The organism is Burkholderia cepacia complex sp. TUM26381 (assembly GCF_057439935.1).
Map to the genome: position 1 here is coordinate 578,385 of NZ_CM172006.1, position 23,631 is coordinate 602,015.

The following is a 23,631-nucleotide window of genomic DNA, read 5'->3' on the forward strand; positions in this document are numbered from 1 at the left end:
TAGAGAAATTTGTCTAGTTTTGCCGAACGGCCAGCGGCGGCGAATCTGCAAGAATTACCGGCGCGCCGGCAAAGTATCGGCGAATTCACGCGAAATTGCGGTGATCGACCCGCAAATCGCCGCCAACGTGCGGGCCGCCGTTCGGGCAGGTTACAGCGCGTCGAGCGTCTTTTTCAGCTCGGCCGGCTGGATTTGTCCCAATTTTGTCTCGCGAATCTTGCCGGTTTCGTCGATGACGACCGTGAACGGCAATGCGCCGGCGGTATTTCCGAAATTACGGGCCAGATCGGCGCCCGCATATCCGCTGACGAAAACCGGATAGTCGACCTTCACCTTCTGCAGAAAGTTCTTCACGTTCTGTTCGGAATCAACGCCGATCCCGACGAAACGGATGCCTTTCTGCTTGTATTGATGCGACAGCGCAACGAGCTCGGGCATTTCTTCGACGCACGGGCCGCACCACGATGCCCAGAAGTTGACGACGACCTTCTGGCCCTTGAAGGCGGCGAGCGTGACGGGCTTGCCGTCGGTGCCCGTCAGCGATGCGGCCCACAGCTGGTCGACCGGGTTGCCCTGCGCGGCGGGCGCGGCGACGGCGACGCCGTCGTCGGCACTGCCACGGAACCAATGGCCGGCGGTGAGCCCGCCGGCAACGGCGGCGGCCGCGACGACCGCGAGCGCCAACATGCGTTTCATCATCATCGTTGAATCATTCCGGTTCGGAAGGGGCCTTGCCTGCTTCGACGAGCGCGCGCAGCGTCGCGGCATCCGCGCGGGCGACACGGCCGCGTGCATCGGCCTTGACCGCGCCGCGCAGGTCGTCGCTCGCATAGAGCGCGAGGTGGATGCCGATTGCGTCCATGTCGCGCCGCGGGCGCCACAGGAAACTGAGCGTCTCGACGTCGGCGCGACCCGCGAAGTGCCGCGTCTCGGACACGTCGTACTGGACGTTCTGGTTCAGCAGGTAGATGGCGACATCCTTCGGGTTGTCGGTGAATGCCTGCAAATGGATATCCGAATGCGCGTTCGCGGTGCCGTTCAGCACGGCGCCCGTCACATAAGGATGGAACTCCGCGAGCCGGCGCATCCAGTCGAGCGCGATTTCGCGCAGGCGGCGCAGTTCGTCCGGCTGCGTATCGCTCTGGAACAGCACGAGGTACTCGCGCAGTTCTTCCTCGATCTGGTCGTTATCCGGCAGCCATTCGCCGGCAATGCGGGAATCGCCCAGCAACTGGCGCGCGGCTTTGCGTTTCGCGCCGGCGTAGTCGAGGCCGTCCTCCGCGATCAGGCGGGCGGCGGACTGGGCGATTTCCTCGCGGACGCGCCGCGGGTCGAGAAGGGATTTGCGAGACATGATCCGGCAATCATACTCGATCGCCGAAGCGCCCGAGCGCGGGTACGGCGGGCTGCCGCCCGGCGCGCGGGTGGCGTTCGCCCGCATCGTTCGGGCCGCCGGGCAGCGCAGGCCGTCAGTTACAATAGCCATCTTTGTGTCGCGGCAAAAGCCGTTGGCCGGGCGCCGGCCGCACGGCCTGTCCGGCGCGACGCACACGCATCCTTTCCGAATCGACGGCGCCCGGCGGCGCGAAAGCATTCATCTATGCACATCCACATTCTTGGCATCTGCGGCACCTTTATGGGCGGTCTCGCCGTACTCGCGCGCGAGGCGGGCCACACGGTGACGGGTTGCGACGCGGGCGTCTATCCGCCGATGAGCACGCAGCTCGAGGCGCAGGGCATCACGCTGATCGAGGGCTACGGCGCCGACCAGATCGACCTGAAACCGGACCTGTTCGTGATCGGCAACGTCGTCACGCGCGGCAACCCGCTGATGGAAGCGATCCTCGATCGCGGCCTGCCGTACGTGTCGGGCCCGCAGTGGCTCGGCGAGCACGTGCTGGCCGGTAAATGGGTGCTCGCGGTCGCGGGCACGCACGGCAAGACGACCACGTCGTCGATGCTCGCCTGGCTGCTGGAAGACGCGGGCCTGAACCCGGGTTTCCTGATCGGCGGCGTGCCGCTGAACTTCGGCGTGTCGGCGCGGCTCACCGATTCGAGCTTCTTCGTGATCGAGGCCGACGAGTACGACACCGCGTTCTTCGACAAGCGCTCGAAGTTCGTCCACTACCGGCCGCGTACCGCGGTGCTGAACAACCTTGAATTCGATCACGCCGACATCTTCCCGGATCTCGCCGCGATCGAGACGCAATTCCATCATCTCGTGCGCACCGTGCCCGGGGTCGGCCGGATCGTCACGAACGGCCGCTCGGACGCGCTCGAGCGCGTGCTGGCGCGCGGCTGCTGGAGCGAGGTCGAACGCTTCGGCGTCGACGGCGGCTGGCAGGCGCTGCCGGCCGAGGACGGCGTACCGGTCGACGAGCGCTTCGCGGTGTACTCGCAGGCCGGGCGCGTCGGAGAAGTCACGTGGCAGGTGCAGGGCGATCACAACCGGATGAACGCGCTCGCGGCGATCGCCGCTGCGCGCCACGTCGGCGTGCCGCCCGCGCAGGCTGCCGAATCGCTCGCGTCGTTCCGCAACGTGAAGCGCCGGATGGAAGTGCGCGGCAGCGTCGACGGCGTGACCGTCTACGACGACTTTGCGCATCATCCGACCGCGATCGAAACCACGATCGCCGGCCTTCGTGCACGCATCGGCAGCCAGAATGCCCGCATCCTCGCCGTACTCGAGCCGCGCTCGAACACGATGAAGCTCGGCGTGATGAAGTCGCAATTGCCGGCGAGCCTCGCCGACGCCGATCTCGTGTTCGGCTACGGCGCGCCGGCGGGGCGCGACGCGCTCGGCTGGAATCTTGCCGAGGCGCTGGCGCCGCTGGGCGACCGTGCCCGCGCGTTCGACGATCTGCATCTGCTGGTGAAGGCGGTGGTCGATGCCGCGCGTCCGGGCGACCACGTGCTCGTGATGAGCAACGGCGGCTTCGGCGGCGTGCACCAGAAGCTGCTCGACGCGCTCGGGAGCCGCACGTGATCCTGTATCTGCACGGCTTCCGGTCGTCGCCGGAATCGCAGAAGTCGCGGCTGCTCGCCGCCCGCATGGCCGAACTCGGCCGCGCCGGCGAGTGGCGGTGCCCGTCGCTGTCGGTGTCGCCGCTCGAAGCGATCGCGGTCGCGGAGGCCGAGGTGGCCGGTGCGCACGACGTGACCGTCGTCGGCAGCTCGCTCGGCGGCTATTACGCGACGTGGCTGGCCGAAAAGCACGGCTGGAAGGCCGTACTGCTGAATCCGGCCATCGTGCCGCAGCGCGATCTCGAGCAGCATCTCGGCGAACAGCCGCTGTGGCACGGCGGCGGCACGATCGTCGTCGAGCGTCATCACCTGCACGAGCTTGACGCGTTGCGCGTGCCGGCGATCTCGCGCGCCGAACGCTACTATCTGTTCGCGGCGACCGGTGACGAAGTGCTCGACTACCGCGAAATGCTGGCCCATTACCCGGGCGCGAAAACGCGCGTGATCGAAGGCAGCGATCACGGGATCAGCGAATTTGCCGACTATGTCGACGACGTTCTCGCCTTTTGCGACGGAAAGACGTCATAAACCGGCCGTGTGCCGATTGAATTCCCATCATCATGCGGTGCCGCCGATGCGGCGCCGGGCAGTCTGAACGAGAGTACTGAGTGAACGTTTTCTTCGAGGAATCGGGCAGTTTCAAGGCGGGCAGCGTGCTGTCGCGCCAGGGCGATGCATTTCAGGTCGAGTTGCCCGGCGGGCGGCGGGCGAAGGTGCGCGCGAAAGACGTGTTGATCGAATTCGAGAAGCCGGCCGCGGGCGAGCTGATGCAGGAGGCCGACACGGCCGCGCAGCAGATCGACCTGGATTTCCTGTGGGAATGCGCGCCGGCCGACGAGTTTGCGTATACGGCGCTGGCCGCCGAGTACTTCGGCGCGACGTACGGCCCGGTCGAGCGCGCGGCGCTGGTGCTGCGGCTGCATGGCTCGCCCGTCTACTTCCGCCGCAAGGGGCGCGGCCAGTACCAGCGCGCGCCGGAAGAGCAGCTCAAGATGGCGCTCGCGTCGCTCGAGCGCAAGCGCCAGCAGGCGCTGGTGCAGGTGCAGTATGAAGAGGAACTGAAGGCCGGCAAGCTGCCGGAGGCGTTCGCGGGCAAGGTGCTCGGGCTGCTGACGCGGCCGGACAAGAACGCGATCGAATACAAGGCGATGGAAGCGGCGGCCGGCGCGCGCGGCGTGTCGCCGGCGCGACTGATGCTCGACTGCGGCGGCATCGCGTCGCCGCGTGCGCTGCACGAAGCGCGCTTCCTCGCGGAATTCTTCCCGCACGGCACGGGCTTTCCGTCCGTCACGGTCGGCGCGCTGCCGGACGATCTGCCGCGCGCGGACGTCGAGGCGTTCTCGATCGACGACATCACGACGACCGAAATCGACGACGCATTCTCGGTCGAGCACCTGTCGGACGGCCGTGTGCGGATCGGCGTGCACATCGCGGCGCCGGCGCTCGGCATCGTGCGCGGCGACGCGGTCGATGCGATCGCGCGCACGCGCCTGTCGACCGTCTACATGCCGGGCGACAAGATCACGATGCTGCCGGACGACGTCGTCGACGTGTTCACGCTGAAAGAGGGCGACTACCGCCCGGCGCTGTCGCTGTACATCATCGTCAACCGCGAGACGCAGGACATCGTCGCGAACGAGACGCGCGCCGAGCTCGTGTTCGTGAAGAACAACCTGCGCCACAACACGCTGGACGAGCTCGTCAACGAAGAGACGCTCGCAGCCGGCACCGGCGACTATCCGCACAAGGACGACATCGCCGTGCTGTGGCCGCTCGCGCAGGCGCTGTTCGAGAAGCGCCAGGTCGCGCGCGCGGGCTACGGCCTGAAGCGCGAGGTGCAGCGCAACACCGACTACAACTTCTACGTCGAAGGCGAGCACGTGTCGATCACGCCGCGCCGCCGCGGGTCGCCGCTCGACCTGATCGTGTCGGAGCTCGCGATTCTCGCGAACTCGACCTGGGGCGCGTTCCTGCACGACCACACGGTGCCGGGCATCTACCGCTCGCAGCGCGGTTTCGGCGCGCCGGGCCCGAAGCGCACGCGGATGCAGACGACGGCCGCGCCGCACGAAGGCCTCGGCGTGCCGCAGTACGCGTGGAGCACGTCGCCGCTGCGCCGCTACGTCGACCTCGTGAACCAGTGGCAGCTGCTCGCGTGCGTGCAGCACGGCGTCACCGCGAAGCTTGCCGCGCCGTTCAAGCCGAAGGACGCCGACTTGTACGCGGTCGTGCAGGGCTTCGACGATACGTACACGGCCTACGCCGACTACCAGCGCCGGATGGAGTACTTCTGGTGCCTGCGCTGGCTCGCGCAGGAGCAGAAGAAGCACGTCGTCGCGAGCGTCGTGAAGGGCGATCTCGTGCGCCTCGAGGAAATTCCGCTGCTGCTGCACGTGCCGGGGCTCGGCGTGCATGCGCGCGGCACGCGCGTGCTGCTCGACGTGATGTCGCTCGACGAGCTGACGATCGAGGCGTCGGTGCGTCTGCTGAACGTGCTCGATGCGCCGACCGTGACGAGCGGCGACGCGGCCGAGGAAGAGGATGACGCCGAAGGCGGCGACGACACGCTGGTCGATGCGGAAGACGCGTCGGCGGAAACCGAGGCGGAAGCACTGGCCGAGGCCGACAGCGCGGACGCAGGTGCGGGCGGCGAAGCCGCGGGCGGTAACGACAGCGAAGAGGGGCGCGCATCATGAACGCGATTGCGTCGACGAGCGGCGCCGACCGCTATGTCGTGTTCGGCAACCCGGTGGCGCACAGCAAGTCGCCGTTCATCCACGCGCAGTTCGCCGCGCAGACGGGCGAGCCGATCGAGTACGCGCACCGGCTCGCGCCGGTCGACGGGTTTGAAGCGGCCGTGCGCGCGTTCGTCGCCGAAGGCGGCCGCGGCGCCAACGTGACGGTGCCGTTCAAGCTCGACGCGCATGCGCTGGCCGACACGCTGTCGCCGCGCGCGGCGGCGGCAGGCGCGGTGAACACGCTGCGCATCGATGCCGACGGCCGCATCCACGGCGACAACACCGATGGCGTCGGCCTCGTGCGCGACATCGAAGCGAATCTCGGCGTGTCGCTCGCGGGCGCACGCATCCTGCTGCTCGGCGCGGGCGGTGCGGCGCGCGGCGTCGTGCTGCCGCTGCTCGACCGCGCGCCGCTGTCGATCGGAATCGTGAACCGCACCGCGAGCAAGGCCGAAGCGCTCGTCGGCCAGTTCATGCAGGCCGCGCACGATGCGGGCTGCACGCTCGCGGGCGGCGGTCCCGACGTGGTGCGCGCGGAGCCGTACGACGTGGTGATCAATGCGACGGCCGGCAGCCTCGACGCTGCGCTGCCGGAATGCGACGCGGCCGCGTTCGGCGCGGGTACGCTCGCGTACGACATGATGTACGGCGCGCAGCCGACGGTGTTCATGCAGCATGCGGCGTCGCTCGGCGCGCGCACGGCCGACGGGCTCGGGATGCTCGTCGAGCAGGCGGCGGAGTCGTTCTTCATCTGGCGCGGCGTGCGTCCGGACGGCGCACCGGTGCTGGCCGCGCTGCGCCAGGCGCTCGCGGCGAGCTGACCGGAGCGCGGCACGTGGTGGCGGTGAGCGGCACGCAGCAGCGCACGCGATCGGTGAGCCTCGCTCGCTGGATCGTCTATGCGGGATCGGTGTTCGCGGGCGCGTGGCTCGCGACGCAGCTGTTCTATCTCGCGCAGATCGCGTTGTGGTCGTTCGTGAACCCGGGCTCGACCGCGTTCATGCGCACCGACGCGTGGTGGCTGTCGCGCGCCACGCCGCCCGCGCAGATCCAGCACCAGTGGGTGCCGTACGACCAGATCTCGCGCAACCTGAAGCGTGCGCTGATCGCGTCCGAGGACTCGACCTTCGCGACCAACAACGGCTACGACGTCGACGCGATCCTGCAGGCGTGGGAGAAGAACAAGGCGCGCGGCAAGATCGTCGCGGGCGGCTCGACGATCACGCAGCAGCTCGCGCGCAACCTGTTCCTGTCGCGCGAGAAGAGCTACATCCGCAAGGGGCAGGAGCTGATCATCACCTGGATGCTCGAAGCGGTGCTCGACAAGGAGCGCATCTTCGAGATCTACCTGAATTCGGTCGAATGGGGCCGCGGCGTGTACGGCGCCGAGGCGGCCGCCCGCTATTACTACAAGATTCCCGCGAGCCGGCTCGGCGCATGGCAGTCGGCGCGTCTCGCGGTGATGCTGCCGAAGCCGCGCTGGTTCGACGCGCATCGCGGCTCGGCCTATCAGGCGCAGCGCGCGGCGGTCATCGCGCGCCGGATGGGCGCGGCCGAACTTCCGCAATCCGAATGAACGGCGCGCCCGCGCCGTCGCATTGTCCGTTGCGCCGCCCGTGCGTCATTGCTGCGCTGCAGCGCATTCGTGTCGAACGCATTTCGGGCTACATCCTTTAGACGAATCCGTCTATTTCGCTTTGCTGAGCAATGCGGGTAGCCGTGCGATTTTCCTGGACGATATGGCGCGAAATCCGCGCATTTTTAGTTTTTCCGGGTAAACGCGAAAGTCGATGAAAGCGACGTGAAATGCAACGTTTCGCGAATCGAAGCATTCCTGAAAGGTGTGCGCCGCACCGTCTGCCCGCCAAATATTTCAAAATTTTTCAAAGCTGACTCGCTCGCGTATATTGGCCAGCGCCTCGGCTTATCGGCCGCAATCGAGGCGGGGGGTGGCTTATCCGGCTGCTCGACACAAAAAAACATCCGAAAGAAGGAACGCAACGATGCCAGCGAGCAAAGCGAAGCTGTTGTTGGGAGTGGTGTTTTCTTCGCTGATTCTGACGGCCTGCAACGACGACGTGACATCGTCCGCCGCTGCGAGCGCCGACAATTCAGCCGATCCCGCCGGTCAGGTGGACAGGGCGTACAACGATCCGAACAGCTATTCGTCGAGCGCGAACGCGTCGCTCGACGCCTCCGCCGCGGTTGAAAAGGCCGCCATCACGCATCACCAGATCACACTGAACGGCAAGACGATCCGCTACACGGCGACGGCCGGCCACCTCGTCGCGCGCAATCCGCAGACGGGCGCACCCGAAGCATCGTTCTTCTACGTCGCCTACACGGCCGACAACCAGCCGGCGGCGAAGCGGCCCGTCACGTTCCTGTACAACGGCGGCCCGGGCTCGGCATCGGTGTGGCTGCACCTCGGCTCGTTCGGCCCGCGACGGATCCAGACGGGCGACCCGAACGCGAACACGTCGACTTTCCCGTTCGTCGACAACCAGGAAAGCCTGCTCGACACGACCGACCTCGTGTTCGTCGATGCGATCGGCACCGGCTTCTCCGAGGCGATCGCACCGAACACGAACCAGACGTTCTGGGGCGTCGACCAGGACGGCGGCGCGTTCCGCGATTTCGTCACGCGCTACCTGACCGTGAACCAGCGCACCGGTTCGCCGAAATACCTGTTCGGCGAATCGTACGGCACGCCGCGCACCGACGTGCTCGCGAACCTGCTCGAGACGGCCGGCGTGAAGCTCGACGGCATCGTGCTGCAATCGTCGATCCTGAACTACAACACGAACTGCGACATGGCGAGCGACTACATCGGCAACTCGAACAACGGATCGAGCCCGGTGAGCTGCGCGGGCTTCGTGCCGTCGTACGGGACCGTCGGCGCCTACTACCAGCTCGACAATCCGAACCCGTCGAACCTGCCGCAGTACGCGGACCAGATGCGCCTGCTGACGGCCGGCAGCTACGCGCCCGCCGTGAACGCGTACCTGGCGAGCCATACGCCGCCGCCGCCGAACCTCGTCACGACGATGGCGAATGCGACCGGCGTGAAGCAGTCGCTGTGGAATGCGAACTTCAACGTGATCCCGACCTTCTTCGACAACAGCTTCCAGCTGTCGCTGGTCCCGGGCACGCTGATCGGCCGCTACGATGCGCGCGTGAACGTGCCGGTGTCGAGCCCGCTTGCATCGGGCGGCGACCCGTCGAGCACGTACATCACGCAACCGTTCACCGACACGATCGGCAAGTACCTGCCGAACGAGCTGAAGTACACCGCGCAGTCGGCCTACTCGTTGAGCAGCAACGCGATCAACACGTGGGACTGGACGCACGACGGCCTCGCGATGCCCGACACGATCCCCGACCTCGCCGCGGCGCTGACGCTGAATCCGCAGCTGAAGGTGCTGTCGCTGAACGGGTATCACGACATCGCGACGCCGTTTTACCAGACCGAGCTCGACCTCGCGCGGCTCGGGACGCAACCGAACCTGACGATCAAGGACTATCAGGGCGGACATATGGTCTATCTCGACGATACGTCGCGTCCGCAGGAGAAAGCCGACCTCGTGACGTTCTACAACACGGCCGCGCACTGATGCGCTGGGCCGGCGACGGGCGCCTTCGGTGGCGCCGCCCGCTGGCCGTCGACGACCTCATTCCAGACTGGAGCCTGATATGAAGAATCGTTTCATCGTCGTTGCCGCGGCGCTCGCATGCGTCGGCGCAGCCGCATCCGTATCCGCGTTCGCGCAGGCGAGCGACACCGCCGCACCGGCGCGTGCGCGCCAGGCGCAGCTCGGCGATCCGTACGTGCCGCCGGCCGCGCGCAAGGCGACCGCCGGCACGCAGACGACCGGCGCCGCGCTGCATGCGCAAGTGGTGCGCAAGCTCGCCCAGCAGTTCGGCGCGGCCGACACGCAGAACACGGGTTCGATCACCGAGTCGCAGGCGCGGGCGGCCGGCCTCGGCTATGTCGCCAACCACTTCCGGCAGATCGACGCGAGCGGCAACGGTCGCGTGTCGTTCGCGGACGTGCAGCGCTACATGCAGGCACGCAGCACGAGCAGCCAGCAGTAAGCGCGACAAGAAGTGCACAAACGGGGGCGGAACCTGCGACACGGCGGGTTCCGCCCCCGTGCACATGGTGCGTCCGCCGAGTCGAGCGCGCGGCGGATCACCCCTGAATTCTCATTATCTGGACAACGCATTCAAATATTGGAGACGAGTGCGTGCGCTCCTACAATCCGAAGCACATCGACAGCTTCGGACCCACGCATCGCGCGGCGCCCGTCGCACACGGAGACACCTTCCATGAAGTTTACCGGGCGCTTTACTCGGTGCATCGACCGCCGCCACGCCGCAGCACCGGACGCAGTTCCGGCGCCGCGCGAGCGGCTTCACCGATTCCGTTGAAGAAGCCCGCCCCATGACCAAGATGCCCGACACCCTTGCTCTCGACGCCCGGCGCGTGACGCCGGACGATGTGTCGCTGACCGACAGCATCGGCGCGACCAGCACGCCGCTCGATCTCGCCGCGCAGCAGGCCGGCACGCAGACGCTGCTGCGCGGCCTCGCGATCCTCGAGGCGATCGCGAACGGCGCGCGCGACATGCGTGCGATCGGCGCCGCGCTCGGCACGACGCGCAGCACGACGCACCGTCTCGTCAGCAGCCTCGTGCAAGCCCGCTATCTGCGCCAGGTGCAGGGCGGCTACCTGCTGGGCCCGAAGCTGATCGAACTCGGCACGATCGCGCTCGAGCAGATGCCGCTCACCGCGGTGGCGCGACCGCATCTCGAAGCGCTCGCGGAAGCGACGCTCGATACGATCCATCTCGGCGTGCGCGACGGCGACGACGTGTTGTACATCGACAAGATTCCCGGCACGCGCGGCCTCGAGATGCGCTCGCGCGTCGGCCACCGGATGCCGCTCGCGTCGACCGGTATCGGCAAGGCGATGATGCTCGACCTCGATCCGGACCTGTGGCGCTCGCTGTTCGAGGCCGCGCGGCGCGCGCTGGCCGGCGTCAATTTCAAGCCCGACAACCGACCCGAGACGAGCGCGTTCCTGCAGCGCATGGCCCATTACGCGGCCGGCGGCTACACGTTCGACCTCGAGGAAAACGAGGCGTCGATCCGCTGCGTGGCCGCACCGATCCGCGATGCGTCGGGCGCGGTCGTCGCGGCGGTGTCGGTCGCAAGCACCATTCCGTACATGCCGCACGACCGGATGGACGAACTGATTCCGCTCGTGCAGCGCGAAGCGCGAGCCATTTCCGCGGAGCTGGGCTGGAGCCCGCCGCAGGGTACCCGCAGGATCAAACGATGACGACTTCGACCCGGCCCGTTCCGGATGCCAGTTCCGCCCCCCCGTCGCTGATCGCGCTCGACTGGGGCACGACGTCGCTGCGCGCGTATCTGTACGACGCGCAGGGTGCGTTGCTCGACACGCGCAGCCGCGCGGCGGGCGTGATGCACGTGCCGGGCGGCGGTGCGCGCGCGTTCGACGCGGTGTTCGAGGAAGCGTGCGGCGACTGGCTCGACCGCACGCCCGGCCTGCCGGTGCTCGCGGCCGGGATGGTCGGCAGCGCGCAGGGCTGGCGCGAGGCGCCGTACGTCGCGGTGCCGGCCGGCGCCGATGCGCTCGTCACGGGCCTGATCACCGTGACGACGTCACGCGGCGCAACGGTCTCGATCGTGCCGGGCGTGATTGCGACGGGCGAACTGCCCGACGTGATGCGCGGCGAAGAAACGCAGATCGTCGGCGCACTCGCAAGCGATCCCACGCTTGGCACCGATCGTTCAGGGGTACTGATCGGATTGCCGGGTACCCATGCGAAATGGGCGTGGGTGAAGGACGGGTTGATCGAACGCTTCCAGACCTTCATGACGGGCGAGCTGTTCGCGGTGCTGCGCGATCACACGATCCTCGGCCGTACGATGCGCACAGGCGCATCGCCCGATCGCGCGGCGTTCGTGCGCGGCGTGTCGGTTGCGCGCGGTGCGCAGCGCACGGGGTTGCTCGCGACGATTTTCAGCACGCGCACGCTCGGCCTGACCGACCGGCTCGCGCCCGATGCGCAGGGCGACTACCTGTCCGGCCTGCTGATCGGCCATGAGCTCAATGCGCTCGACGCGATGCTCGCGGAGCGCGGCATCGCGCTCGCAGACCAGCCGCTGCTGCTGATCGGCGACGACGGCTTGTGCGCGCGCTACGTCGATGCGCTCCAGGAATTCGGCCATGCGCATGCGCGCGTTGCCGCACACGCAACCGAGCGTGGCCTGTGGCGGATCGCGTCGCGTGCCGGGCTCGTGCGCGCGGACGGCGAGCCCGTCTGCGCCGACCAATGAACTGCTTGCAGAGGAATCCTCGATGCCGTCCGACCTGACCTTGCCCGCGCCGTACGTGCCCCACGCCGCGCTGATGCGTGCGTTCGACGCGTGTCCGCTGATTGCGATCATGCGCGGCATCACGCCCGCCGAAGCGGCCGACCACGGCCATGCGCTGTACGAAGCCGGCTTCCGGATCGTCGAGGTGCCGCTCAATTCGCCGGATCCGTTCGACAGCATCGCGGCGCTGCGGCGCGCGCTGCCCGACGACGCGATCGTCGGCGCGGGCACCGTGCTGCGTGCCGAGTACGTCGATCGCGTGCAGGGCGCGGGCGGCGCGCTGATCGTGATGCCGCACAGCGACGCAGCGGTGATTCGCCGCGCACGCGAGCGCGGCCTGGCGAGCGCACCGGGTGTCGCGACGCCGACCGAAGCATTCGCGGCGCTCTCGAACGGCGCCGACGTGCTGAAGATGTTTCCGGCCGAACAGCTCGGCGTGCCGGTCGTGAAGGCGTGGCGCGCGGTGATCGACCGTGCGGTGCCGCTGATCCCGGTGGGCGGGATTGCGCCGGACAACATGGAGCCGTTCCTCAGCGCCGGCGCGAACGGCTTCGGGCTCGGCTCGGCGCTGTACCGGCCCGGCCAGTCGGCCGACACGACGGCGGCGAACGCGCGCGCGTTCCAGGCCGGCTTGCGCGTCGCGCGCGGCGGAGCCGCATGATGGGCCGCCTCGCGGACAAGGTCGCGATGGTGACGGGCGCGGGCCGGGGTATCGGCGCCGCGATCGCCCGCGCGTTCGTTCGCGAAGGCGCGGCCGTCGCGCTCGTCGATCTCGACTTCCCGCAGGCGCAGCACACGGCCGCCGCGATTGCGCATGAATTCGACGGCGCGCGCGTGCTGCCGCTGCAGGCGGACGTCGCGCGGCAGGATGCGGTACGCGATGCGCTCGCGCGGACCGAAGCGGCATTCGGCCCGCTCGACGTGCTCGTGAACAACGCGGGCATCAACGTGTTCGCCGATCCGCTGACGATGACCGACGACGACTGGCGCCGTTGCTTCGCGGTCGACCTCGACGGCGTGTGGCATGGCTGCCGCGCAGCGCTCGAGGGCATGGTCGAACGCGGCCGCGGCAGCATCGTGAACATCGCGTCGACGCACGCCTTCAGGATCATTCCGGGCTGCTTTCCGTACCCGGTCGCGAAGCACGGCGTATTGGGTCTCACGCGTGCGCTCGGCATCGAATACGCAGCGCGCAACGTGCGCGTGAACGCGATCGCGCCGGGCTACATCGAGACGCAGCTCACGCGCGACTGGTGGGACGCGCAACCCGATCCGGCTGCCGCGCGCGCCGGGACGCTCGCGCTGCAGCCGATGAAGCGGATCGGCCGGCCGGAGGAGGTCGCGATGACGGCCGTGTTCCTGGCCTCCGACGAGGCGCCGTTCATCAATGCCGCATGCATCACCGTCGATGGCGGGCGTGCGGCGCTGTATCACGACTGACGCAACGATTCGAAAGACCGCACGTGCGACGGCCGCGCGCACGCTGCGTCGAAACCAACAAGCGGCTGCATCCTGTTCGATGAAGACAAGGAGACACTGGAGATGAAACGCAGAACGTTCGTAACGCTGGCCGCTGCGGCCGCGGTGGTGATGGGCAGCCCGGTCGTGCACGCGGCCGACCCGGTCAAGATCGGCTTCCTGGTGAAGCAGCCGGAAGAGCCGTGGTTCCAGGACGAGTGGAAGTTCGCCGAGATGGCGGCGAAGCAAAAGGGCTTCACGCTCGTGAAGATCGGCGCGCCGTCCGGCGAAAAGGTGATGAGCGCGATCGACAACCTGTCCGCGCAGAAGGCGGAAGGCTTCATCATCTGCACGCCTGACGTGAAGCTCGGGCCGGGCATCGTCGCGAAGGCGAAGTCGCACAACCTGAAGATGATGACGGTCGACGACCGCCTCGTCGACGGCGCGGGCAAGCCGATCGAGGCGGTGCCGCACATGGGGATTTCCGCGTACAACATCGGCAAGCAGGTCGGCGACGGCATCGCGGCCGAGATCAAGAAGCGCGGCTGGGACATGAAGGACGTCGGCGCGATCGACATCACCTTCGAGCAGCTGCCGACCGCGCATGACCGCACGAGCGGCGCGACCGACGCGCTGGTGGCCGCCGGTTTCCCGAAGGCGAACGTGATCGCGGCGCCGCAGGCGAAGACCGACACGGAAAACGCATTCAACGCGGCGAACATCGCGCTCACGAAGAACCCGCAGTTCAAGCACTGGGTCGCCTACGGCCTGAACGACGAGGCCGTGCTCGGCGCGGTGCGGGCGGCCGAAGGGCGCGGCTTCAAGGCCGACAACATGATCGGCATCGGCATCGGCGGTTCCGATTCGGCGCTGAACGAGTTCAAGAAGCCGCAGCCGACGGGCTTCTACGGCACCGTGATCATCAGCCCGAAGCGCCACGGCGAGGAAACCTCGGACCTGATGTACACGTGGATCACGCAGGGCAAGGCGCCGCCGCCGCTGACGCTGACGACGGGCATGCTCGCGACGCGCGACAACGTGTCGAAGGTGCGCGAGGAGATGGGGCTCGCGTCGAAGTAAGCGGCCCGCCGGCTGCCGCGGCGATGCGGCGGCCGGCGGTCGATCGATTCGGAAGTGGGGAGACGACGTGTCAGCGGCACTGCGTTTTGACAATATCGGCAAGGTATTTCCCGGCGTGCGCGCACTCGACGGCATTTCGTTCGACGTGCATGCGGGCGAGGTGCATGGCCTGATGGGCGAGAACGGCGCGGGCAAGTCGACGCTGCTGAAGATTCTCGGTGGCGAATACCAGCCCGATGCGGGCAGCGTGCTGGTCGACGGCCAGCCCGTGCAGTTCGCGAATGCGGCCGCGTCGATCGCGGCCGGCATCGCGGTGATTCACCAGGAGTTGCAGTACGTGCCCGACCTGACGGTCGCGGAAAACCTGCTGCTCGGCCGCCTGCCGAACGCGTTCGGCTGGGTGAGGAAGCGCGAGGCGAAGCGCTACGTGCGCGAGCGGCTCGCGGCGATGGGAGTCGATCTGGATCCCGACGCGAAGCTCGGGCGGCTGTCGATCGCGCAGCGGCAGATGGTCGAGATCTGCAAGGCGCTGATGCGCAATGCACGCGTGATCGCGCTCGACGAACCGACCAGTTCGCTGTCGCATCGCGAGACCGAGGTGCTGTTCAAGCTCGTCGACGACCTGCGCGCGCAGGGCCGTGCGCTGATCTACATCTCGCACCGGATGGACGAGATCTACCGGCTCTGCAATGCGTGCACGATTTTCCGCGACGGGCGCAAGATCGCGTCGCACGAATCGCTCGGCGACGTGCCGCGCGAACGGCTCGTCGCCGAGATGGTCGGGCGCGAGATTTCGGATATCTACCATTACGCGCCGCGCGCGCTCGGCGACGTGCGGTTCTCCGCCGAAGGCGTCGATGGCCATGCCCTGCGCGAACCGGCGAGTTTCTCGGTGCGCGCGGGCGAGATCGTCGGCTTCTTCGGGCTGGTGGGCGCGGGCCGCAGCGAACTGATGCGGCTCGTGTACGGCGCCGACCGCCGGCGCGCGGGCGTGCTGACGCTCGACGGCGCGCGCATCGACGTGAAGCGCACCGGTGACGCGATCCGCCACGGCATCGTGCTGTGTCCCGAGGACCGCAAGGAAGAAGGGATCATCGCGATCGCGTCGGTGGCGGAGAACATCAACATCAGCTGCCGCCGTCATTCGCTGCGGGCGGGGCTGTTCATCAACCGCAAGGCCGAAAGCGAAACGGCCGACCGCTTCATCCAGCGGCTGAAGATCAAGACGCCGAACCGGCGCCAGAAGATCCGCTTCCTGTCGGGAGGCAACCAGCAGAAGGCGATCCTGTCGCGCTGGCTGGCGGAGCCCGACCTGAAGGTCGTGATCCTCGACGAGCCGACGCGCGGGATCGACGTCGGCGCGAAGCACGAGATCTACGACGTGATCTACCGGCTCGCGGAGCGCGGCTGCGCGATCGTGATGGTGTCGTCGGAGCTGCCGGAAGTGCTCGGCGTGTCCGACCGCATCGTCGTGATGCGTGAAGGCCGGATCGCCGGCGAGCTGCCGCGCGAACAGGCGAACGAACACGCGGTGCTGAACCTCGCGCTGCCGCAGACGAGCGCGGTCGAGGCGGCCTGACGCGATACACGACATTCGAATCGAACACGCGCGGCGCGGGCCGCGCGATGCAGGAGCAGGAGACACCATCATGCAAGTCAACGAAAACCTTGCCAGCGCCGCCGTGAAGCCCACGGCCGACACGCTGGTTCCGCAGCAAAGCGACCGCCAGAAGTGGTGGCAGCATCTGACCGAATACAGCCTGATCGCGATCTTCGCGGTGATGTTCATCACGATGTCGCTGACCGTCGATCACTTCTTCTCGATCGACAACATGCTCGGCCTCGCGCTGTCGATCTCGCAGATCGGCATGGTCGCGTGCACGATGATGTTCTGTCTCGCATCGCGCGACTTCGACCTGTCGATCGGCTCGACCGTTGCGTTCTCCGGCGTGTTGTGCGCGATGGTGCTGAACGCGACCGACAACACGTTCGTCGCGATCATCGCGGCGGTCGCGGCCGGCGCGGCGATCGGCTTCGTGAACGGCGCGGTGATCGCGTACCTGCGCATCAACGCGCTGATCACGACGCTCGCGACGATGGAGATCGTGCGCGGGCTCGGCTTCATCGTGTCGAAAGGGCAGGCGGTCGGGGTGTCGTCGGATACCTTCATCGCGCTCGGCGGATTGTCGCTGTTCGGCGTGTCGCTGCCGATCTGGGTCACGCTGCTGTGCTTCATCGCGTTCGGCGTGCTGCTGAACCAGACCGTGTACGGCCGCAACACGCTCGCGATCGGCGGCAACCCGGAAGCATCGCGGCTCGCGGGGATCAACGTCGAACGCACGCGCGTGTACATCTTCCTGATCCAGGGCGCAGTGACGGCACTGGCGGGCGTGATTCTCGCGTCGCGCATCACGTCGGGCCAGCCGAATGCCGCGCAGGGCTTCGAGCTGAACGTGATCTCCGCGTGCGTGCTCGGCGGCGTGTCGCTGATGGGCGGCCGCGCGACGATCTCGGGCGTCGTGATCGGCGTGCTGATCATGGGCACCGTCGAGAACGTGATGAACCTGCTGAACATCGACGCGTTCTACCAGTACCTCGTGCGCGGTGCGATCCTGCTCGCGGCCGTGCTGCTCGACCAGTTGAAGAACCGCGGCGTACGCGACTGACCCGACCTGTTCCCACGGAGACGAACCGCATGACCATCGATACTTCCGCGTCCGGCCCGCACGCAACGAGCCTCGAGCGCTACGCACGCTACCCGAGCCTCGAGGATCGCGCGGTGCTGATCACGGGCGGCGCGACCGGCATCGGCGCGGCGTTCGTCGAACACTTCGCCGCGCAGGGCGCGCGCGTCGCGTTCGTCGACCTCGACGCGGCCGCCGGCGCCGCGCTGGCGGACAGCCTCGCACACGTGCGCCACGCACCGCTGTTCCTCCAGTGCGACCTGACCGACGTCGACGCGCTGCGCCATGCGATCGACGCGATCCGGGCACGGATCGGCGCGATCGCGGTGCTCGTGAACAACGCGGCGAACGACGCGCGCCATGCGATCGGCGACGTGACGCCCGCATCGTTCGACGCGGGCATCGCGGTGAACCTGCGCCACCAGTTCTTCGCCGCGCAAGCGGTGATCGACGACATGAAGCAGCAGGGCGGCGGCGCGATCGTCAATCTCGGCTCGATCAGCTGGATGCTGAAGAACGGCGGCTATCCCGTCTACGTGATGGCGAAGGCGGCCGTGCAGGGGCTGACGCGCGGCCTCGCGCGCGACCTCGGCCCGTTCGGCATCCGCGTGAATTCGCTGGTGCCCGGCTGGGTGATGACCGACAAGCAGCGCCGGCTGTGGCTCGACGACGCGGGCCGTGCGTCGATCAAGGCCGGCCAGTGCATCGACGCCGAACTGCTGCCGGCCGACCTCGCGCGGATGGCGCTGTTTCTCGCGGCCGACGACAGCCGGATGATCACCGCGCAGGACGTGATCGTCGACGGCGGCTGGGCCTGACCGTTCGCACCGACCTGCATCGTTTCTTCGACGAAGGAAAGGAGCTCACCATGACCGCCACGTCCTCGCGCGCATCGTCGTCCACCAGCCAGTCGCGCCGCGCGCGCCTGGCCGCTGCCGCGCAGCCGGTCAGCCCCGGCCCGCAGACGGCCGCGTTCGCGCAGGGTGTCGGCGCCGCGCATGCGGCAGCCGTCACGCTGTCGAACGCGTCGTTGCGGCTCGACGTGCTGCCGCACCTCGGCGGCGGCATCGCGCGCTTCGACTGGCGCGGCGACAACGGCGCGCTGGTGCCGGTGTTCCGCCGCTGCGAGCACCCGGAGACGGCGACGGACCCGAACGAACTCGCGTGCTATCCGCTGCTGCCTTATTCGAACCGGATCGGCGACGGACGCTTCGAATGCGACGGGCGCAAGGTCGCGGTCCCGCGCAATCGCCGCGACGAGCCGCTGCCGATCCACGGCGACGGCTGGCTCGCACCGTGGCAGGTGGACGATGCGACCCGCACGTCGCTGCAACTGTCGCTCGACCGGGCCGCCGGCGCGCCGTATGCGTTCCGCGCGATCCAGTCGTTCGAACTCGACGACGCGACGCTGTCGATCGCGCTGACGATCGAGAACGCGGGGCGGGCGCGGCTGCCGTTCGGGCTCGGCGTGCATCCGTTCCTCGTGCGCGATCCGGTGACCGAGCTGGCCGCGGCGGCCGGCGGGCTGTGGCTGTCGGGCGCCGACTTCCTGCCGGTGCGGCACGTGAGCGTGCCGCCGGCCTGGCAGTTCGGCGTCGCGTATCCGCTGCCGGCCGCGCTCGTCAATCATGCGTTCACCGGCTGGGGCGGCCACGCGACGGTGAGCTGGCCGCGCCGCGGGCTGTCGCTGACCGTCGCGGCGGACGCCGATTCGTACGTGCTCTACACGCCGCCGGGCGAGGATTTCTTCTGCTTCGAGCCGGTCGATCATCCGATCAATGCGGTGAACCTGCCGGGCGGCGCGACCGCGCACGGGATGACGCTGCTCGCGCCCGGCGAGCGCCTCACGCGGCGTTTCGCGTTCACCGTCGAACGCGCCGATGCGCGCAGCAATGCCGCGACCCGCGAGGGACGCCGGCGACGCGGGTAAAATACGCGGTCTATCAACGGTTTGCCGCGAGTACCCGCCATGTCTTCCCCGCTTACTTTCATTGAATCGCTGCGCGCCGCGTGGCAGCGCACGAATTCGCTGCTGTGCGTCGGCCTCGATCCCGAGCCGTCGCGTTTCCCGGTGCAGTTCGACGGCCAGCCCGACGCGATCTTCGAATTCTGCCGGCAGATCGTCGACGCGACCGCGCAGTACGCGAGCGCGTTCAAGCCGCAGATCGCCTACTTCGCCGCGCATCGCGCGGAAGACCAGCTCGAACGCCTGATCGCGCACATCCACCTCCAGCATCCGGGCCTGCCCGTGATCCTCGACGCGAAGCGCGGCGACATCGGCAGCACGGCCGAGCAGTACGCGCGCGAAGCGTTCGAGCGCTATCGCGCGGACGCCGTCACGGTGAACCCGTACATGGGCTACGACTCGGTCGAGCCGTACTTCGAGCACGAAGGCAAGGGCGTGATCGTGCTGTGCCGCACGTCGAACCCGGGCGGTTCCGACCTGCAGTTCCTGGAAACCGGCGGCCGCCCGCTGTACCAGGTCGTCGCGGATCTCGCGGCGAACAAGTGGAACGCGAGGAACGGCCAGCTCGGCCTCGTGGTCGGCGCGACGTTCCCGAAGGAAATCGAGATCGTGCGCGGGATCGTCGGCGACATGCCGCTCTTGATCCCCGGCATCGGCGCGCAGGGCGGCGATGTGCAGGCGACCGTCAACGCGGGCCGCACGGCCGACGCGACCGGCATGATGATCAATTCGTCGCGCGCGATCCTGTATGCGAGCAAGGGCGAGGATTTCGCCGAAGCCGCGGCGCTCGCCGCGCAGAAGACGCGCGACACGATCAACGCGCATCGCTGAAATGGCGGCCGCCCGCCCGGGCGGCCTTGCCTTGCCTCGCCGGGCCCGCGCTCGCGGGCCGCGCACCGGCCTTCCCCGGCGTGCGCCGCATTGACGCGCGCGGACAACTTCCCGTCGCTTCCGTATCGCATGCTTGCAATTTAGTCGCGCGATGCTCCCGCTTGTCATCGATCCGTCATCACAATGTCAAGAAAGGGAGCGACGCCATGCCCAAGCTGTCCCGCCATCTTCTGAGCGCACTTGCCGCGTCGTTGTGCATGACGTTCGCCCATGCGGCGGACCTGTCGCACTGGCCGGCCGACAGCGCGAAGGCGCTGAACGCGATGATCGCCGCGCACGCGAACCGCGGCGACTACGCGGTGTTCGACGCCGACAACACGACCTACCGGTACGACCTCGAGGAATCGCTGCTGCCGTACCTCGAGAACCACGGCGTGCTGACGCGCGACACGCTCGACCCGTCGCTGAAGCTGATCCCGTTCAAGGATTCCGCCGACTACAAGGAATCGCTGACGAGCTATTACTACCGGCTGTGCGAGATCGACGATCTGGTCTGCTATCCGTGGATCGCGCAGGCGTTCGCCGGGCAGTCGCTCGCCGACCTGAAGCGCCACATCGATGCGATGCTCGCCGACGGCAAGCCGATCCCGATCCGCTACTGGCAGGGCGACAAGGTGGTCGACGGCACGGTGAATCCGCCGCGTTTCTTCCGCGGGATGCAGGAGCTGTACAACGCGCTGCGCGAGAACGGCATCGACGTCTACGTGATGACGGCCGCGCACGAGGAGCTCGCGCGGCTCGTGCTGTCCGACCCGAAGTACGGCTACAACGTGAAGCCGCAGAACGTGATCGGCGTGACGACGCTGCTGCGCAACCCGGCAACCGGCGCGCTGACGACGTCGCGGCTGCAGATCAAGGCCGGCAAGTACGACGAGGCCGCGAACCGCAGCCTGGTGATCACGCCGTTCCTGATGAACCCGATGACGTGGTACGAAGGCAAGCTCGGCTCGATCGTCGGCTGGATCGACCAGTGGAAGAAGCCGGTGCTCGTCGCGGGCGACACGCCGACGTCCGACGGCTACATGCTGCTGAACGCGACCGACGTCGCGCGCGGCGGCGTGCGCGTGTGGGTGAACAAGAAGGACAAGCAGATGGCGCAGATCCGCGCGTGGTCGGACGAATCGGCCGCGCAGCAGAAATCGCTCGGCCTGCCGGTGACGGCAGACAAGAACTGGATCGTCGTGAAACCCGACGCGATCCAGTAAGCGGGTGAGCGGGGCGTGTCATGCGCCCCGGCCCGATCAGCCTTCGCGTTCGTCGAGCAGCTTCAGCAGCCCGCGCAGCGCATGCGCGGCCGCCTGCGTGCGGATCTGCTCGCGGTCGCCCTTGAACACGAGCGTCTCGACGTCGGTATGCAGCCGGTTGCTCCAGCCGAACGACACGGTGCCGACCGGCTTCTTCTCGCTGCCGCCGGCCGGGCCCGCGATGCCGGTGACGGACAGCGCGACCTGCGCGCGGCTGTTGCGCAGCGCGCCTTCGGCCATCGCGCGCGCGACGGGCTCGCTGACGGCGCCGTGCTTGTCGATCAGGTCGAGCGGCACGCCGATCATCTCGATCTTGGCCTGGTTCGAATACGTGACGAAGCCGCGCTCGAACCACTGGCTGCTGCCGGAGATGTCGGTGATCGCGGCGGCGATCATGCCGCCGGTGCAGGATTCGGCGGTGGCGAGCGTGAGGTGCTCGTCACGCAGCTTGTTGCCTGCGCGGATCGCAAGCTGATGGACGACGGAATCGGTTGGCATGCGCGTCGGGAAACGGGAGTCGGGAAATCGGTCAGCCGATGACGGAGCGCCACAGGGCGATCACGAGCAGCGTCATGAACGCGGCGACCAGGTCGTCGACCATGATGCCGGGCCCGCCTGTCAGGCGGCGGTCGAAGTAGCGGATCGGCGGCGGCTTGAGCATGTCGAAGAAGCGGAACGCGACGAACGCCCACAGCTGGCCGATGAAGGTCGCGGGCGTGACGAACAGCATCACGAGCCAGATCGCGACGATCTCGTCCCAGACGATGGCGCCCGGATCGGACGTACCCATCTTCCTCGCGGTGAAACCGGTGATCCACGTGCCCGCCACGAGGCCGGCCGCGATCAGCGCCCACCATTCGGGCACCGTCAGGTAGCGGTTGAGCACGACGAACGAGAGCCAGCCGAACAGCGAGCCGAATGTGCCGGGCATGATCGGCGCAAGCCCGCTGCCGAAGCCGAGCGACACGATGTGCGCCGGGTGCGACAGCATGAAGCGCGCGGTCGCGCGCTTCGGCGCATGGGATGCGGCGCCGGTCTCGGCCGCGGCGTGCGCGGGCGTCGGGTCAGTCTGCATGGAAATGGTCGAAGCCGTGCAACGTGAGAGCGAGGGGCGCGCCGGTGGCGTCGCGCCACGAGATGGCGGGTTGTGCCGACGGTGCGGACAACCCGCGTATTGTACCGATTCGCGTGACCGGCACGCCGGCCGTTGCGCCGGCCGCTTCGACCGCCGTGCGGGCTGCGACCGGCGCGGTGAAGCACAGTTCGTAGTCGTCGCCGCCCGCCAGCGTGCAGCGGCGCTGCACGTCGGGCGGCAGCGTTGCGAGTGCCGCCGAACGCGGCACCGCGTCGGCGTCGATCTCGGCGCGCACGTTCGAGCGCGTCAGGATGTGCTGCAGGTCGCCGGCGAGCCCGTCGGAGAGGTCGAGCGCCGCGTGCGCGACGCCCGCGAGCGCCAGGCCGAGCGCGACGCGCGGTTCGGGCCGCTCGAGCGCGCGCCGGAACGCGGCCGCTTCGTCCGCGCCCGCCGTCCATTCGCCGCGGGCGACGCCGAGGCCGGCTCGCGCATCGCCGAGCGTGCCGGACACCCACACGTCGTCGCCGTCGCGCGCGGCGTCGCGCCGCAGCGCCGCGTCGGGCGCGACTTCACCGAACACGGTCACGCACAGGTTCAGCGGCCCGCTCGTCGTGTCGCCGCCGATCAGCTCGCAGCCGTAGCGCTCGGCGAGCGCGAACAGCCCGTTGCTGAAGGCCTCGAGCCATGCCGCGTCGGCGCGCGGCAGCGCGCACGCCAGTGTGAACGCGCGCGGCTCGGCGCCCATCGCCGCGAGATCGGATAGATTGACTGCGAGCGTTTTGTGGCCGAGCGCGTCGGGCGCGACGTCGGGGAAGAAGTGGCGGCCTTCCACCAGCATATCCGTCGAAATGGCCAGCAACTTCCCGGATCGCGGCGCGATCAGCGCGCAATCGTCGCCGATGCCGAGCGTCGACGCGCGGGCGCCCAGCGCGGCACGGCGCGTGAAGAAGCGTTCGATCAGCGAAAACTCGGAAAGGGCGGCTGGCACGGCGGGTAATCCGAAACGATTGAAGGAACGGCATTGTACGAGGCGAGCGGCAACGTTCCTGCATCGTTCGGCCCATTT

The 23,631-nt window shown here is 68.2% G+C and carries 23 protein-coding genes; 18 read left to right on the forward strand and 5 right to left on the reverse strand.

Translation table 11 applies throughout. From position 1 onward, the window contains the following. Positions 1 to 150 precede the first annotated feature (150 nt). On the reverse strand, positions 151 to 702 hold the full coding sequence (locus tag ACWMMN_RS02790; RefSeq protein WP_059236246.1) for a TlpA family protein disulfide reductase: 552 nt from the start codon (positions 700 to 702) through the stop codon (positions 151 to 153). A 7-nt stretch (positions 703 to 709) separates the two neighbouring features. Further along, a complete protein-coding gene (locus ACWMMN_RS02795) occupies positions 710 to 1,354 on the reverse strand; it encodes a hypothetical protein (RefSeq protein ID WP_059236917.1) in 645 nt (214 codons plus the stop codon). A 246-nt stretch (positions 1,355 to 1,600) separates the two neighbouring features. On the opposite strand from ACWMMN_RS02795, the gene mpl reads away from it, so the two are divergent. From mpl to ACWMMN_RS02885, 18 genes are all read left to right on the forward strand, one after another. After that, positions 1,601 to 2,986, forward strand: coding sequence for a UDP-N-acetylmuramate:L-alanyl-gamma-D-glutamyl-meso-diaminopimelate ligase (gene mpl, locus ACWMMN_RS02800; protein WP_256085546.1), 1,386 nt, complete (start codon positions 1,601 to 1,603; stop codon positions 2,984 to 2,986). Beyond that, positions 2,983 to 3,552, forward strand: a complete 570-nt coding sequence (locus ACWMMN_RS02805; protein WP_256085547.1) for a YqiA/YcfP family alpha/beta fold hydrolase — start codon at positions 2,983 to 2,985, stop codon at positions 3,550 to 3,552. Before mpl ends, ACWMMN_RS02805 begins: the two co-directional genes overlap by 4 nt. An 80-nt stretch (positions 3,553 to 3,632) precedes the next feature. Continuing rightward, complete coding sequence (locus ACWMMN_RS02810) at positions 3,633 to 5,720, forward strand: RNB domain-containing ribonuclease (RefSeq protein ID WP_059236240.1); 2,088 nt, start codon at positions 3,633 to 3,635, stop codon at positions 5,718 to 5,720. Further along, a complete protein-coding gene (aroE, locus tag ACWMMN_RS02815; protein ID WP_059236238.1) occupies positions 5,717 to 6,583 on the forward strand; it encodes a shikimate dehydrogenase in 867 nt (288 codons plus the stop codon). The genes ACWMMN_RS02810 and aroE overlap by 4 nt, the downstream gene beginning before the upstream one ends. Positions 6,584 to 6,597: 14 nt before the next feature. After that, a complete protein-coding gene (gene mtgA / locus ACWMMN_RS02820; RefSeq protein WP_059236236.1) occupies positions 6,598 to 7,338 on the forward strand; it encodes a monofunctional biosynthetic peptidoglycan transglycosylase in 741 nt (246 codons plus the stop codon). Positions 7,339 to 7,765: 427 nt separating this feature from the next. Further along, a complete protein-coding gene (locus ACWMMN_RS02825; protein WP_059236234.1) occupies positions 7,766 to 9,376 on the forward strand; it encodes a S10 family peptidase in 1,611 nt (536 codons plus the stop codon). 79 nt (positions 9,377 to 9,455) lie between these two features. Continuing rightward, positions 9,456 to 9,857 carry an EF-hand domain-containing protein gene (locus tag ACWMMN_RS02830; protein WP_059236232.1) on the forward strand — a complete coding sequence of 134 codons (402 nt, stop codon included), beginning with the start codon at positions 9,456 to 9,458 and terminating at the stop codon, positions 9,855 to 9,857. Positions 9,858 to 10,206: 349 nt separating this feature from the next. Continuing rightward, the gene (locus ACWMMN_RS02835) at positions 10,207 to 11,106 is read left to right on the forward strand and encodes an IclR family transcriptional regulator (RefSeq protein WP_059236230.1); all 900 of its coding nucleotides are present in this window, start codon (positions 10,207 to 10,209) and stop codon (positions 11,104 to 11,106) included. After that, positions 11,103 to 12,128 (forward strand): 2-dehydro-3-deoxygalactonokinase, encoded by a 1,026-nt coding sequence (locus ACWMMN_RS02840; protein ID WP_256085548.1) that lies wholly within the window; start codon positions 11,103 to 11,105, stop codon positions 12,126 to 12,128. Before ACWMMN_RS02835 ends, ACWMMN_RS02840 begins: the two co-directional genes overlap by 4 nt. 22 nt (positions 12,129 to 12,150) lie before the next feature. After that, a complete protein-coding gene (locus ACWMMN_RS02845) occupies positions 12,151 to 12,828 on the forward strand; it encodes a 2-dehydro-3-deoxy-6-phosphogalactonate aldolase (RefSeq protein WP_256085549.1) in 678 nt (225 codons plus the stop codon). Then, positions 12,828 to 13,607 (forward strand): SDR family oxidoreductase, encoded by a 780-nt coding sequence (locus tag ACWMMN_RS02850; protein ID WP_174993303.1) that lies wholly within the window; start codon positions 12,828 to 12,830, stop codon positions 13,605 to 13,607. The genes ACWMMN_RS02845 and ACWMMN_RS02850 overlap by 1 nt, the downstream gene beginning before the upstream one ends. A gap of 102 nt (positions 13,608 to 13,709) precedes the next feature. Beyond that, a complete protein-coding gene (locus tag ACWMMN_RS02855) occupies positions 13,710 to 14,705 on the forward strand; it encodes an arabinose ABC transporter substrate-binding protein (RefSeq protein WP_059236223.1) in 996 nt (331 codons plus the stop codon). Positions 14,706 to 14,772: 67 nt separating this feature from the next. After that, positions 14,773 to 16,284 carry an L-arabinose ABC transporter ATP-binding protein AraG gene (araG, locus tag ACWMMN_RS02860; protein ID WP_059236221.1) on the forward strand — a complete coding sequence of 504 codons (1,512 nt, stop codon included), beginning with the start codon at positions 14,773 to 14,775 and terminating at the stop codon, positions 16,282 to 16,284. A 70-nt stretch (positions 16,285 to 16,354) separates the two neighbouring features. Then, a complete protein-coding gene (gene araH / locus ACWMMN_RS02865) occupies positions 16,355 to 17,371 on the forward strand; it encodes an L-arabinose ABC transporter permease AraH (protein WP_174993284.1) in 1,017 nt (338 codons plus the stop codon). Positions 17,372 to 17,400: 29 nt separating this feature from the next. Further along, entirely contained in the window at positions 17,401 to 18,207 is an 807-nt protein-coding gene (locus ACWMMN_RS02870) for an SDR family NAD(P)-dependent oxidoreductase (protein ID WP_174993283.1), read from the forward strand. Positions 18,208 to 18,257: 50 nt separating this feature from the next. Further along, positions 18,258 to 19,319 carry an aldose 1-epimerase gene (locus ACWMMN_RS02875; RefSeq protein WP_256085550.1) on the forward strand — a complete coding sequence of 354 codons (1,062 nt, stop codon included), beginning with the start codon at positions 18,258 to 18,260 and terminating at the stop codon, positions 19,317 to 19,319. Positions 19,320 to 19,358: 39 nt separating this feature from the next. Beyond that, on the forward strand, positions 19,359 to 20,186 hold the full coding sequence (gene pyrF / locus ACWMMN_RS02880; RefSeq protein ID WP_256085551.1) for an orotidine-5'-phosphate decarboxylase: 828 nt from the start codon (positions 19,359 to 19,361) through the stop codon (positions 20,184 to 20,186). A gap of 206 nt (positions 20,187 to 20,392) precedes the next feature. Then, on the forward strand, positions 20,393 to 21,451 hold the full coding sequence (locus ACWMMN_RS02885; RefSeq protein WP_174993282.1) for a haloacid dehalogenase-like hydrolase: 1,059 nt from the start codon (positions 20,393 to 20,395) through the stop codon (positions 21,449 to 21,451). 36 nt (positions 21,452 to 21,487) lie between these two features. On the opposite strand, the gene ACWMMN_RS02890 is transcribed toward ACWMMN_RS02885, so the two are convergent. The 3 genes from ACWMMN_RS02890 to thiL are packed head-to-tail and all read right to left on the reverse strand — an operon-like array spanning position 21,488 to position 23,553. Further along, positions 21,488 to 21,988 (reverse strand): CinA family protein, encoded by a 501-nt coding sequence (locus ACWMMN_RS02890; protein WP_256085552.1) that lies wholly within the window; start codon positions 21,986 to 21,988, stop codon positions 21,488 to 21,490. A 31-nt stretch (positions 21,989 to 22,019) separates the two neighbouring features. After that, positions 22,020 to 22,565: a phosphatidylglycerophosphatase A family protein gene (locus ACWMMN_RS02895; RefSeq protein WP_059236208.1), complete on the reverse strand. Its 546-nt coding sequence runs from the start codon at positions 22,563 to 22,565 to the stop codon at positions 22,020 to 22,022. After that, on the reverse strand, positions 22,555 to 23,553 hold the full coding sequence (gene thiL / locus ACWMMN_RS02900; RefSeq protein ID WP_174993281.1) for a thiamine-phosphate kinase: 999 nt from the start codon (positions 23,551 to 23,553) through the stop codon (positions 22,555 to 22,557). The genes ACWMMN_RS02895 and thiL overlap by 11 nt, the downstream gene beginning before the upstream one ends. Positions 23,554 to 23,631: the final 78 nt, after the last annotated feature.

What these genes read in the sequence shown, in the direction of transcription:
- mpl (WP_256085546.1), top strand. Translation starts at nt 1,601, where the DNA reads ATGCACATCCACATTCTTGGCATCTGCGGCACCTTTATGGGCGGTCTC.
- ACWMMN_RS02840 (WP_256085548.1), top strand. Translation starts at nt 11,103, where the DNA reads ATGACGACTTCGACCCGGCCCGTTCCGGATGCCAGTTCCGCCCCCCCG.
- ACWMMN_RS02825 (WP_059236234.1), top strand. Translation starts at nt 7,766, where the DNA reads ATGCCAGCGAGCAAAGCGAAGCTGTTGTTGGGAGTGGTGTTTTCTTCG.
- aroE (WP_059236238.1), top strand. Translation starts at nt 5,717, where the DNA reads ATGAACGCGATTGCGTCGACGAGCGGCGCCGACCGCTATGTCGTGTTC.
- ACWMMN_RS02875 (WP_256085550.1), top strand. Translation starts at nt 18,258, where the DNA reads ATGACCGCCACGTCCTCGCGCGCATCGTCGTCCACCAGCCAGTCGCGC.
- ACWMMN_RS02890 (WP_256085552.1), bottom strand. Translation starts at nt 21,988, where the DNA reads ATGCCAACCGATTCCGTCGTCCATCAGCTTGCGATCCGCGCAGGCAAC.
- ACWMMN_RS02870 (WP_174993283.1), top strand. Translation starts at nt 17,401, where the DNA reads ATGACCATCGATACTTCCGCGTCCGGCCCGCACGCAACGAGCCTCGAG.
- ACWMMN_RS02855 (WP_059236223.1), top strand. Translation starts at nt 13,710, where the DNA reads ATGAAACGCAGAACGTTCGTAACGCTGGCCGCTGCGGCCGCGGTGGTG.
- ACWMMN_RS02885 (WP_174993282.1), top strand. Translation starts at nt 20,393, where the DNA reads ATGCCCAAGCTGTCCCGCCATCTTCTGAGCGCACTTGCCGCGTCGTTG.
- ACWMMN_RS02835 (WP_059236230.1), top strand. Translation starts at nt 10,207, where the DNA reads ATGACCAAGATGCCCGACACCCTTGCTCTCGACGCCCGGCGCGTGACG.
- ACWMMN_RS02795 (WP_059236917.1), bottom strand. Translation starts at nt 1,354, where the DNA reads ATGTCTCGCAAATCCCTTCTCGACCCGCGGCGCGTCCGCGAGGAAATC.
- ACWMMN_RS02830 (WP_059236232.1), top strand. Translation starts at nt 9,456, where the DNA reads ATGAAGAATCGTTTCATCGTCGTTGCCGCGGCGCTCGCATGCGTCGGC.
- araH (WP_174993284.1), top strand. Translation starts at nt 16,355, where the DNA reads ATGCAAGTCAACGAAAACCTTGCCAGCGCCGCCGTGAAGCCCACGGCC.
- ACWMMN_RS02895 (WP_059236208.1), bottom strand. Translation starts at nt 22,565, where the DNA reads ATGCAGACTGACCCGACGCCCGCGCACGCCGCGGCCGAGACCGGCGCC.
- pyrF (WP_256085551.1), top strand. Translation starts at nt 19,359, where the DNA reads ATGTCTTCCCCGCTTACTTTCATTGAATCGCTGCGCGCCGCGTGGCAG.
- ACWMMN_RS02845 (WP_256085549.1), top strand. Translation starts at nt 12,151, where the DNA reads ATGCCGTCCGACCTGACCTTGCCCGCGCCGTACGTGCCCCACGCCGCG.
- ACWMMN_RS02850 (WP_174993303.1), top strand. Translation starts at nt 12,828, where the DNA reads ATGGGCCGCCTCGCGGACAAGGTCGCGATGGTGACGGGCGCGGGCCGG.
- ACWMMN_RS02790 (WP_059236246.1), bottom strand. Translation starts at nt 702, where the DNA reads ATGATGATGAAACGCATGTTGGCGCTCGCGGTCGTCGCGGCCGCCGCC.